The organism is Reichenbachiella sp. (genome assembly GCF_039941815.1).
GTDB lineage: Bacteria > Bacteroidota > Bacteroidia > Cytophagales > Cyclobacteriaceae > Reichenbachiella.
Map to the genome: position 1 here is coordinate 1 of NZ_JBDVDW010000014.1, position 11,816 is coordinate 11,816.

Consider the following 11,816-nt stretch of genomic DNA (forward strand, 5'->3'; position numbering starts at 1 on the left):
ATCACTCCTTCGACTACAGGGGCGGCCACTGATGACAACAGATTGGATGACATGCCTGCAGGTGACTATCAGGTGACCATCGAAAACGATGGAACTGAGTGTAGCTCTTCAACAATCGCATTTACGATCGAAGATCAGTATGAAAATCCAGTAGTACTAGTAGATTCTTCAAACCCTGATACAAATTGTGATGTAGCAACCAATATAGGAAATGGAGATCTTACAGTAGAAATTCAAGGGAACGTGGTAGGAGATTATACCTTCGAATGGTACCGAGGGTCAACTATTGCGGATGCTATAGCAAATAATCAAATTACAGCAGTGGCAAGTACAAATCCTAATCAAGGAACTGCGGTGATCACTGGAGCGGATGACGAAACCATATCGGATCTCTCCCCTGATACATATTTGGTAATTGTAACTGATAATTCTGCACCGGGTAATACATGTCAGTCTACTGCAACCTTTACAATTAGTAATGTCCCTGAATCTCATACCATCAATGAGACCAACGTAGATGCAGCTATTGTACACGTAACAGATTGCAGTGCCTCTAATGGGTCTATTACGGTCTCAGATGCTGATATTACCTCTGGAGATGTAAATGATTACGATTGGGTATGGTACTCGGATGGACCACTGACGGATTTAGGCGTTGCTACTACTACAACAACTTTAAACAGTTTAACTCCAGGACTATATTACGTGGAGGCTACTCATCAGACCACAGGATGTAGCACAGGCCAAATTGCATTTGAAGTAGAAGATCAGGCTGAAAGCCCGACACTAGTATTAACCGAGAATGTAACTGATTCGAGTTGTGATCCGGATACGAATGAAGGGAATGGAGCAATCGATTGGACTATTGGAAATACACTAGGAGCAGTTGTTCCAGCAGGTGATTACGATTTCCAGTGGTATGCAGGAGGAATTGCCATGCCAGGTACAAATGAAGTAACAGGAACTGGTATAACTGGAATTTCAGGTACAATAAGCGCTGGATATACTGGTACTATAACTGGATTAGATGGTGGCGTCTATACACTAAGAATTACAGATGCTACTTCACCTAACAACACGTGTTTCATTGATGAAACAATTACACTTAGCGAAACAATTCCAACTTATGAAGTCACTGCTTCTACAAATACAGCAAATACAAATTGTACTGGAGGCGGGTTCAATGGAGAATTTGAAATCACTACAATTTCAGGTGGTGCCCTCGCTGATTTCACATACACTTATACCAATAAAGACGACGCTGGTTATGCCTTTAATGTCGTAGGTGATGGACATGTGGATCAATTGGATCCAGGAGACTACCAAGTATACTTCGTAAATACTGCTACCCAATGTGAAGGAAATATAGTTGACTTTATAATTGAAGATGATTCGACAAATCCTACTATAGAATTTACGCTTGATCAGGCAGATCAATACTGTACTGGAGGAAATGGTCAACTCACAGTCGCCGCTACTGATGCTACCAGTATAGCCAATGGGGTAACCTACCTGTGGGGTGGCGGTGAAGCGACTGCTACCATCAATGGTCTGGATGAGAACACCTATACAGTAACGGTTACTGACGCAGTCACTGGCTGTGAAAGCAGCGATAGTTTTGTGGTTCCTTTTGACCCAGTTGATATCACTATTGATGTAAACAATGATGTAAATATCACTGCTGCCACTAGTTGTGGAGCCAATGTGAATGGAGAAATTGAAATCACAGATATAACACCTGATAATGTGACAGATTACAATTATATCTTGCACTCAGGCACTTATGTAGACGGAGGAGGAACTCCTGCAGGTACAACAGGTCTATTCCAAAATCTGGCTCCTGATACTTACTATATTGAGGCACAGAGCACATTATCAGATTGTACATCTAAAGTTTTCGAAATCATAGTAGAAGATGAAAGTACACCTCCAGTTGTTGATTTGATTGATTTCAAACTTCAGGAAAATTGTATTCTTACAAATCCTGATGGATACTTAACGGTAGGTGTTTCTGATGGAGCAGGCGGGTATTTTGCTGATGCCAACTATAACTTTACATGGTCAGGTGGTACAGCAGCAAACAACACTTCTACTTACACAGATCTTGGTGAAGGTACTTACACAGTAATTGTAGAAGATGCCACTACCTTGTGTACTACTACAGAAGAATATGGAATGATAAACGAATCTAATAATCCATTGATACTGAGTATTACCACAATTGGAAATGAAAACTGTGTTGACCCGAATGGTGCTTTGGCGATCAACGTCTTGAATTCTACAAATGCTACAGCGGTATTCGAGTATTACCTGCTTGATGGTGAGGTTTCATCCCCAAGTAATCCGTTGCCTTCAGATGATCAATTGTCTGGAAACTTTGTAGAAAACATTGAGAATGGTTCTTACACAGTCATGGTTGAAGACACTGACGGTGGTTGTATTTCTGAGCCTAATTTCATTGAAATTGAAGATGATACAAATACTAACTTAATGGAAATGACCTTAATTCAGGATCATGCATTAACGAAGTGTGATTTTGTAGCAGTCAGAGCTGATGGTCAGGCTACGGTGATTCCTGGACCGGATGCACCATCTAAGTATACCATATACTGGCATGATGGAGCTAGTCTTTCAGACGCCATACTTGACTCAACGTTAACTGTACATGAGTTGATGGCTGAGACTTATGCAATAGAAATGACTGACCGATTAACAGGCTGTACAATCACAGATCAAATAACAATCACAAGCGATATCGAGATTGTACCGCAGCCAATTGTTGAGCTCATAAGCGATCTTACGAACTGTATCACGCCAAATGGAGAAGTGTCTGCCTCTGTAGACTCAACCATAGTCGGATATGCCTTCGAATGGCAAGATGGTAGTGGTACCGTTATCAGTTCATCCTTTGGAGCATCAGGACTGGACCTTGGAAGCTACAGCGTCAGAGCGACTGACCTCGTATCTGAATGTGTATCTGAGGCAGCAAGTATTGATATTGAAGATGCTCGAGTAGATCCAGAGTTTACCGTAAGTACGACTGAGTCTACCTGTTCTGAGTTGGAAATAGGTACGGACAATTATGCTGGCAACGGTGAAGCTGATCTAATTTTTACAGGGTCATTTGGAATCGAAAATCAATACTGGGCTGTTGACACTGGTACCCCAATAGATCCTGAAGATGCTTCGAACATAATCAGTACTAATGAGCAAATGAGTGGATTAAATCCTGGGGACTACAGAGTTCTAGTCATTGATGATCAGGATTGTTCTTATGAAGCGACTTTCGAAATTACCACTGATATAGAAATATTTAATGGCGTTTCTGATAATGGAGATGGCAAGAATGATTACTTTAGAATATCTTGTGCAGACAGATTTCCTGCCAACAGTATTAAAATATATACCCGATCAGGAACGTTAGTGTATCAAACTTCAGGTTATGAAGACGATCTAAATGGAAATGTCTTCACCGGAAAACGAAATACTGGCCTGGGCGGAGGAAGTGATGGTTTGCCATCTGGAACTTACTTCTATATATTTGATAAAGGTGAAGGCAACGATGGAGATGTCTATCAGGGATATTTGGAATTGGTCAGATAACGATAAATGAAACTAACAAAGGGTTTATTAATAGGTGTATTTATTTGTGTGTCACAGTTGTGTCTTGCTCAACAGAGACCGGTATTTTCAACGTACCCTTACAATGGTTTGGCACTCAATCCAGCTTATGCTGGTAGTTTGAATATGTTTTCTGCGATTTTGACTAATCGTAACCAGTGGGTTAATATTGATGGTGCACCTGTCTATCAATCCTTAACTGCTCACACAACACTTAGAGAAAAAAATGTTGGCGTTGGATTGAATGTGGTCAGAGATGTTGTCGGTGTGCATGAGCAATACAGCGTTTATGGAAGTTTTGCATACAAAATAAGGATGAACAAAGCCATTCTGGCTATGGGTATTCAAGGGGGATTTGATCAGCGTTCTTCAAATTTGGACGCCATCAACTGGTTTGAGCAGGATGACCCGCTCTCAGTTTTTACCAAGAGTTTTAATCCCAATTTTGGATTTGGTTTGTACTACGCCAATCGTGACTATTTTATTGGAGCATCTATTCCTTACTTTCTAACCCCAAATGTGATTGATGGTGGTGGGGATGTGACCATTCCTTCTTCAGGAAAAGCTTCGAGATATTATTATATCAATGCGGGTTTTGTAAAAGATCTTAGCCGGAATCTGAAAATCAGCCCGTCCGTTCTGGTGAGATTGCAAGACAATGCTCCAGCAGCATTTGATATTAATCTGAATTTCATATTAAGCGAAATTGTCTATGCAGGGGTGTCCTATAGATATCAAGATTCATTCTCGTTGATGACTCAGCTAGTACTCAATGAAAACTTTCGAATCGGATATGCCTATGATATTCCTACGGGTAAATTAGGAACCTTTACCGCTGGTTCTCACGAAATATTTATCAACTATAGAATTCCTTTAAAATTCAGCAAGAAAGATGGGCTTTGCCCAGTTTATTTCTAAATTGAAATTCCTCATTTAATTGAATTGCTTATCTGATTTTTAATTATTCAAGCTTCAATCGTATTGATAAATTTGTTTTTCATATTTTCACTAAATTGATCATAGAAAACAAATTTTAATCCATTGAATAGAAGAAAATTTATCGAGAACAGCGCACTTGCGGGTTCTGCTGTCGCACTTCTCGGATCAAGTGCATGTACTCAAAAACAAGCATCTGAACCCAGTCCCATAGGTCTCTCACCACTCACAGACGGAATTGAATTCATCGATACCGAGGACAGAAAACAACGCATGGAAAAAGCTGTTCTTTTAATGCAAAATCATGAAATCGATGCCGTATTTATTGAAGCAGGGACCTCGCTAGAGTATTTTGCAGGTATCAAATGGTGGCCTAGTGAAAGATTGACAGGACTACTGCTCTTCTCCGATGGTACATTAAATTATATCTGCCCGGCATTTGAACAGGAACGGTTAAATGAATTAATAACAATTGATGGTGATTTAGCCATTTGGCAAGAACACGAAAGTCCTTTTGCCCTTGTAGCTCAGATATTTAAAAGCCAGGCTTCGTCTTCAGGTGTTTTAGGTATAGAGGAGAATGTACGCTTTTTTCAAGCCGATGGCATCGCTTCCCATTTGCCAAAAGCCACCTTAACAAATGCGAAGGTTATTACCGCTGGGTGTAGGGCTATCAAGTCGTCTAAAGAATTGGCACTTATGAAGAAAGCCAATGAAATTACCCTAGAGGCCTATAAGTATGGCTTTTCTAAATTAAAAGAAGGCATGTCGCAGTATGAGCTTGGTGCTCTTGTTGCTGAAGCAAGTACGGCCCTCGGTGCATCCGAATCAGGGTGGGCCGGAGCCATGTTTGGTGAATACACGGCCTATCCGCATGGCAGTAAAACAGCTCAGCAACTCAAAGAAGGTGACCTTGTACTGATTGACGGTGGTTGCAAACTTGGCGGATATCAAGCTGACATAACCAGAACTACTGTTTTTGGTAAACCTTCTCAAAGGCAACTTGATGTATGGAATGTGGTCAAAGAAGCACAAAGTGCTGTGTATGAGCAAGCCAAAGCAGGAGTCCTATGTGAACATCTCGATCATACTGCAAGAAAAGTTATAGAAAAGAATGGCTTTGGAAAGGGGTATGAAAACTTTTTTCATCGTGTAGGCCATGGGATTGGAATGGATTTTCATGAATGGGAATACCTTGTGAAAGGCAATGCAACTCCTATGCAGCCCGGCATGTGCTTTTCTAATGAGCCCGGAATTTACATTTATGGAGAATTGGGTGTCAGACTAGAAGATTGCTTCTATGTCACAGAGGATGGTTACGAAGCGTTCACTCCGCAGAGTCCATCTATTGATACTCCAATTTAGACATAGACCATATATTGGCCTTCTTGGCAAACTGAATCATAATGGAACCAGACCAAATATTATCCAATTGGCTTTCAATTGAATTAAATAATCTTTTAATTGAATATGCAACTGATCAGCTCTAACATGAAAAATATCTTATTTATTGGAATACTCATGACCCTATTGTCTTGCGAGGAAATTTACGAGTACAATCCGGTACGTGATTTTTCTGATAAGCAAAAGTCCATCCTTACTTCTTTTATTCTCGCTAGAGATAGCAGTGTAATTGAACTTCCAGCTGGCCATTTCCTCTTCGACAAAAGTCTAATATTGGAGGGCAAGAAACATGTGACTATCAAAGGCCAGGGCAGCCATAAAACAGTATTATCATTCAAAGATCAAACACAAGGCGCAGAGGGTATCAGGATTGCCAACTGTCAAAATATTGTACTTAAAGATTTTGCCATAGAAGATGCTGCAGGAGATAATATAAAAGCTACTGACACAAATGGGATTACATTTGAAAACCTCAATGTAGGTTGGACTGGCGTAGCAGATTCCACCAACGGCGCATATGGATTGTATCCCGTACTCTGCTCCAACGTCACTGTCAGCGCTTGTACGGTCTTTGGTGCAAGTGATGCTGGCATCTATGTTGGTCAATCCGATACTGTACTCATCGAAAACAACACCACTTATTGGAATGTGGCAGGGATAGAAAGTGAAAATTCGAAAGAAGTCATCATTAGAAACAACAAGTCTTATCAAAATACAGGAGGCATTTTGGTCTTTGATCTACCAGGGTTAACCCAGTATGGCAGAAACATAGAAGTGTATAACAATGAGGTTTATGAAAATAACACACCCAATTTCGCACCGCCAGGAAATATGGTTGGGGTGACACCTCCCGGAACTGGCATTTTAGTTTTGGCCACCAAAGGCGTAAAAATTCATGACAACAACATTAGGAATAACCGGACAATAGCAGTAGGCATGGTGAGTTATGCACTACTAGAAGCCATGGGAGGAGACGAAAATACTGGCGGCGGTGGAAGTCGTGAAGAACTAGAGAGAAAAAATCAAAAAGATCAAAACTATGATCCTTATGTTGGTAATGTAAAAGTCTACAACAACCGTTACGAGAACACCTACCTCCTACCCAATTTGGACAATGACTTTGGTAAACTCTTCTTGTTCAAATTTGGTTTTAGCATCCCTCAAGTGGCCTGGGATGGTTTGAAATCACCAAATTATTTTCTAGCTGATGGTTCAATCAATCCAGAATATGCTATCTGCGTCAATGAAGGTTCAAAAATCATCTCTGTGAATTTGGATGCGGAAAATGATTTTGAAGGGCTAGAAGAAAACCCTCAAGTCTTCAACTGCCTATAGTATGAGGATCTATTGTTGGCTTCTTTTGGTGACCTTTAGCTGTCAAAATATCAACCGCCAGGATGAGTCTATTGCAATTCCAATTGAGATTGGTGTGGATCAAACGATTACAGAACAAATCCAATATGCCAGGATAGGATTAACCAAACTGTCAGATTATGGCTTCTACGTAGGTAAGTTATCTGATCTAACACCTTCATCGAAGGTCTTTCCCTATGACCTAAATACTCCCTTATTTACAGATTATGCAGAAAAGAAACGCTTTATTTTTTTACCAGAAGGTAAAAAGATTGAGTACGAAGAAGAGCTGGCATTAAAATTCCCGGTAGGCTCAATACTCATCAAAAATTTCCTCTATACAGCTGATCAGAATCAATCAGCTGAAAAAAAAATATTAGAGACCAGACTTCTCATACATCAAGAAAACGGTTGGATCGCCTTGCCATATATTTGGAATCAGGCTCAGACTGAGGCCTATTTGGAAATAACCGGAGGTAAAATTCCAATTCAATTAAAGAATAAAGGTCGAATTGGATACACCATACCTGATATGAATCAGTGCAAGAGCTGTCATGACAGAGCAGGCAAAATGGTCCCTATCGGACCCACTGTGCGCCAATTGAATCGAATAGCTTTAAACGGTACTGGAAATCAACTAGAGCTGCTTGAAAAGCGTGGATGGCTGGATCTTCCAGGACATGACCTACCAAAACTTGCAATCTGGAACGACGAGCGAACAGGAACTTTAAATGAACGAGCACGCGCCTATTTAGATATCAATTGTGCACATTGTCACAATGATTTTGGGCCAGCTAAAAATAGTGGTCTAAACCTCTCAATATTCGAAACTGATGATTATCGTCTAGGGGTGAATAAAAAACCTGTTGCCGCTGGTCGGGGCTCTGCGAATCTGAAATATAGCATTGTACCAACTCATCCAGACCAGTCTATTCTGGTGCATCGAATGCAAACCACCGAGCCGGGCACCATGATGCCAGAGTTGGGTAGAACGGTTCCCCATGAAGAAGGACTTGCACTGATCAGGGAATGGATTAAGAAAATGTAAGACTTAATGCTTGTTGGCAATCAGCAGTTGTAGACGTTTTATTTCCCTTAGGATTGCATTTTTGTCCATTTGATTCCAATTCCAAATTTTCATCATAGAAGTAGCCATCATACAAGCCATCAGTCCTACGCCCCATCGAATCAGATCGTTAGTTGCCTCCACTTCCATAAATTGCACTAAACAATAGAATCCGATTATTGTAAATACTAAAGTGAAAGTCACGTTGATCACTCCCAGCCATTTGAGTTTGCCACTAAACAGCCCTCCTACCATTTCAAACAAATTTTGCTCGTGTAGATTATCGTAAAAAGTTGCCTCTTCTTTGGATAAGACAGCCTTGATCATTTCATCGATTTCTTCATTTTGATTTTTCATAAGAGTTTTCATTTAAAATATTCTTCAATTTCTCTCTAGCCTTATACAATCTAGACTTCACTGTACCCTTAGGTATGGCTAATACCTGAGCGATGGTCTCGATAGAGTTCGATTCTGAGTAGTACAACATGAGCACCAGTTTAAAATCTGCATTCAGCTTATTTATTGCCTTCTCCAAGTCATTCAGTCTCTGCTCTTTAGTATCTACCTCATCCATAGGCTCCAAATCTCCTTGCGTGTTTATTGCAGACTCAAACCCATCATCCGTTGGAGTACGGCATTCTTTCGACCTTACACGTTCTTGTTTTCTCACCCAATCGATCGACCGTCGATCTACAATCGTTCTTATCCATGCCCCGAATTTATCAGACTCCTTGAGATTTCTTAGATTAGAGATTAGCCATTGCCAGACATCCTGAACGATGTCTTCTGAAGACTTCCAATCTTTGGTGCGAATGTAGGATTGGTAAATTAGCTTCTTATGCCATTTGTGTACTAGCTGTTCGAATGCTTTCCGATTCCCTCGTTGCGCTTGTAAGACCAGCAGGCCATCTAGAATTTGAGACTTCTCATTCATTTACTATCATCTAGTCGCAATAATGTCAATTTGGTTCACTGTTAGATCGAAAAAAAATGCATACTTCAATTTACAAAATCTAACATCCTCACTGATCATATTCTCGTATAATGGGCTAAGTTTGCAATCCAAAAAAGGCCAAGGCCTTTTTGTTCTTTGATGTATGGGGTCGACCGGTTTTGACAGTAAGTGTGAATGTTGTACTTGCATGTCGGGTGTTGAGTAAGCACACGTGATCAATTTACTCATATTCTATTTGGCGAATCTAATTACGCCATGGCTGCTTAATTTTTGCTTATAGCAAGAATTATTAATCTTGGCTAAGAGTCAAGACAGACACATCCCTCCAGGCTTTTGTCTTATGAGCAGGATCAAGGGGTGTCACCCAGTAAGACTAGCTTGAGGTAAAGTTGCTAACCGATAGCGAAACTAAAGTAACTGGTAGGAAAAGTGGGTTGTTGAACGCCAGCTCTCCTACGAGATCCTAAGTTTCAACTATGCATGTAGACGGTCCAATATGGCCTTATCTGGACGAGGGTTCGATTCCCTCCGACTCCACAAAACAGATTATAACCCACTGAAAATCAGTGGGTTATTTATTTATAGTCTTGATCGGGTACTGAGTCTTCGAATTTCTCATCGTGACATTTGACCCCAATACCAATCAATGGTGTGCTTCAGGCCAGACTTAAAATCAAACTTAGGCGCATAACCGAGCAACTTCTGTGCTTTGTCAATACTAGCCAAGGAATGTGGGATGTCTCCAATTCTATCAGGTCCATAGATAATTTTGACATCGGCAATTGCCGGATCCTTTTGGCTCAACAATTCTTTTAGATTATCTATCAGGTCATTCAAAGTATTCCTTTCTCCAAAGGCCGTATTATACACTTGATTCAATGCTGCCTCATCGTCTGTACTCATGGCCAAGAGATTCATCTGGACTACATTTTCAATGTAGGTAAAGTCCCGTGAAAACGATCCATCACCATTGATAACGGGAGACTCATGTTGGATTAGCATTTTAATAAACTTAGGTATGACCGCAGCATATCCGCCATCAGGATCCTGGTTTCTCCCAAAGACATTAAAGTAGCGAAGACCTACTGTATTCAGCCCATAAGTTCTATGGAATATATCCGCATACAATTCATTTACATATTTGGTAATGGCATAGGGTGAGAGCGGCTTACCTATCTGATCCTCGACTTTAGGAAGCGACGTCGAATCGCCGTAGGTTGAAGAGCTGGCTGCATATATAAACTTTGTCACATTTGCCTCCTTGGCTGCCATCAGCATATTCAAAAAACCTGTGATATTCACCTCATTGGTGGTAATTGGGTCTTTGATAGATCTGGGCACAGATCCTAGTGCTGCCTCATGAAAAACATAATCCATGCCTTCGGTAGCTTCAGAACATGTACGAAGTGTTCTAATATCTCCCTCTATCAGAATGAATTTTGGATGTTCTAATAGCTCAGCAATATTTTCTCTTCTTCCCGTCGAAAAATTGTCCAGGCAATATACCCAGTGATCGAGTTTAAGTAATTTTTCGCACAAATTGGACCCAATAAATCCAGCACCACCAGTAACAAGTATTTTCTTCCCTTTCACAAATTCCATAAGGCAAATTAAATAGAAACTATAGAGATTTTTGTATACAGCGGTAAATACAAATGATATTAGTTCAAGTCGGTAAGATTCAGGAATATGCCCTGTTTCCTTTGTGATTTTAGCTCTAAGCCAAATTTTCATCTATAACTTTAATATTTGCCCATAGACATGAGGGTAACCAAAAAATATATTGTTTATAAAATATCCTGCTCGAGACATAATAATGGATTCCATTATCGAGTTTTTAAAGTGTGTTATGAAATTGGCCTCTCCCAAGAGGTTTTATAGATGTCGCCAACTGATTGAGTTGGTCTTTGAAATAAAAAAATGTTAAGCAGATGAAAAAAATATTAGCCATTGTCATGGTAATCGGTGCACTAGGTGCCACTGCAACCGCCCAGGAAATCAGTCCATATTCTCAGTACAAAATCAACGAAGGTGTATCCGTCGAAGTGAAAAAAATAAAACGGGTGGAGAAATATGGATGGGACAACTTTGAAGTCACCTACAGATTGAAGAACAATACAAACTACGACCTTTTCAAAGTAGATCTAACACTATATCTGGTCGATAAAAATGACCGTCAGGTGGGTATCGTTGAAGTTCACGATTTTAAGGTTCCTAAAAACTCTGATGCTGAGTATCATTTTGTAGACCTTCACTCCCCTTACGTAAATGAAAAATACGACAAGATTATTGTGGTGAAAAACAACTTAGAAATCATGCTGGAGTCGCCTGAAGCGATTGGCATAGCCAAAATCGACTGTGAGCCAACATTCAGCTCTAAGTAGTAAAAAAATTAAACAGGTAATAAAGAGGGCTACTCATCTGAGTTGTCCTCTTTTTGCGTTTGGGTGTGGCTATATCATGCACAATAGCGACATTTGC

The 11,816-nt window shown here is 40.3% G+C and carries 9 protein-coding genes and 1 other RNA gene; 7 read left to right on the plus strand and 3 right to left on the minus strand.

From position 1 onward, the window contains the following. The 5 genes from ABJF11_RS00900 to ABJF11_RS00920 form a co-directional block, all read left to right on the plus strand. On the plus strand, nt 1–3,603 hold a 3,603-nt coding region (locus ABJF11_RS00900; RefSeq protein ID WP_348117256.1), incomplete at its 5' end, for a gliding motility-associated C-terminal domain-containing protein. Nucleotides 3,604–3,609: 6 nt separating this feature from the next. Further along, entirely contained in the window at nt 3,610–4,539 is a 930-nt protein-coding gene (locus ABJF11_RS00905; RefSeq protein WP_348117258.1) for a type IX secretion system membrane protein PorP/SprF, read from the plus strand. Nucleotides 4,540–4,662: 123 nt separating this feature from the next. Beyond that, a complete protein-coding gene (locus ABJF11_RS00910; protein ID WP_348117260.1) occupies nt 4,663–5,922 on the plus strand; it encodes a Xaa-Pro peptidase family protein in 1,260 nt (419 codons plus the stop codon). A gap of 126 nt (nt 5,923–6,048) precedes the next feature. After that, entirely contained in the window at nt 6,049–7,296 is a 1,248-nt protein-coding gene (locus ABJF11_RS00915) for a parallel beta-helix domain-containing protein (RefSeq protein WP_348117263.1), read from the plus strand. Nucleotide 7,297: 1 nt separating this feature from the next. Then, on the plus strand, nt 7,298–8,362 hold the full coding sequence (locus ABJF11_RS00920) for an SO2930 family diheme c-type cytochrome (RefSeq protein ID WP_348117265.1): 1,065 nt from the start codon (nt 7,298–7,300) through the stop codon (nt 8,360–8,362). Between the two features lie 3 nt (nt 8,363–8,365). On the opposite strand, the gene ABJF11_RS00925 is transcribed toward ABJF11_RS00920, so the two are convergent. Next, nucleotides 8,366–8,737: a DUF6768 family protein gene (locus ABJF11_RS00925; RefSeq protein ID WP_348117268.1), complete on the minus strand. Its 372-nt coding sequence runs from the start codon at nt 8,735–8,737 to the stop codon at nt 8,366–8,368. Continuing rightward, the gene (locus ABJF11_RS00930) at nt 8,721–9,314 is read right to left on the minus strand and encodes an RNA polymerase sigma factor (protein ID WP_348117271.1); all 594 of its coding nucleotides are present in this window, start codon (nt 9,312–9,314) and stop codon (nt 8,721–8,723) included. Before ABJF11_RS00930 ends, ABJF11_RS00925 begins: the two co-directional genes overlap by 17 nt. 165 nt (nt 9,315–9,479) lie before the next feature. On the opposite strand from ABJF11_RS00930, the gene ssrA reads away from it, so the two are divergent. Further along, nucleotides 9,480–9,875: a transfer-messenger RNA gene (gene ssrA / locus ABJF11_RS00935) on the plus strand. A gap of 75 nt (nt 9,876–9,950) precedes the next feature. On the opposite strand, the gene ABJF11_RS00940 is transcribed toward ssrA, so the two are convergent. Further along, nucleotides 9,951–10,937: an SDR family oxidoreductase gene (locus ABJF11_RS00940; RefSeq protein WP_348117901.1), complete on the minus strand. Its 987-nt coding sequence runs from the start codon at nt 10,935–10,937 to the stop codon at nt 9,951–9,953. Between the two features lie 329 nt (nt 10,938–11,266). On the opposite strand from ABJF11_RS00940, the gene ABJF11_RS00945 reads away from it, so the two are divergent. Beyond that, a complete protein-coding gene (locus ABJF11_RS00945; protein WP_348117272.1) occupies nt 11,267–11,719 on the plus strand; it encodes a hypothetical protein in 453 nt (150 codons plus the stop codon). Nucleotides 11,720–11,816 lie beyond the last annotated feature (97 nt).

Bases quoted from the DNA above. Each gene is read 5' to 3' on its own strand.
- ABJF11_RS00920 (WP_348117265.1), top strand. From the start codon at position 7,298: ATGAGGATCTATTGTTGGCTTCTTTTGGTGACCTTTAGCTGTCAAAAT.
- ABJF11_RS00945 (WP_348117272.1), top strand. From the start codon at position 11,267: ATGAAAAAAATATTAGCCATTGTCATGGTAATCGGTGCACTAGGTGCC.
- ABJF11_RS00915 (WP_348117263.1), top strand. From the start codon at position 6,049: ATGAAAAATATCTTATTTATTGGAATACTCATGACCCTATTGTCTTGC.
- ABJF11_RS00925 (WP_348117268.1), bottom strand. From the start codon at position 8,737: ATGAAAAATCAAAATGAAGAAATCGATGAAATGATCAAGGCTGTCTTA.
- ABJF11_RS00905 (WP_348117258.1), top strand. From the start codon at position 3,610: ATGAAACTAACAAAGGGTTTATTAATAGGTGTATTTATTTGTGTGTCA.
- ABJF11_RS00940 (WP_348117901.1), bottom strand. From the start codon at position 10,937: ATGGAATTTGTGAAAGGGAAGAAAATACTTGTTACTGGTGGTGCTGGA.
- ABJF11_RS00930 (WP_348117271.1), bottom strand. From the start codon at position 9,314: ATGAATGAGAAGTCTCAAATTCTAGATGGCCTGCTGGTCTTACAAGCG.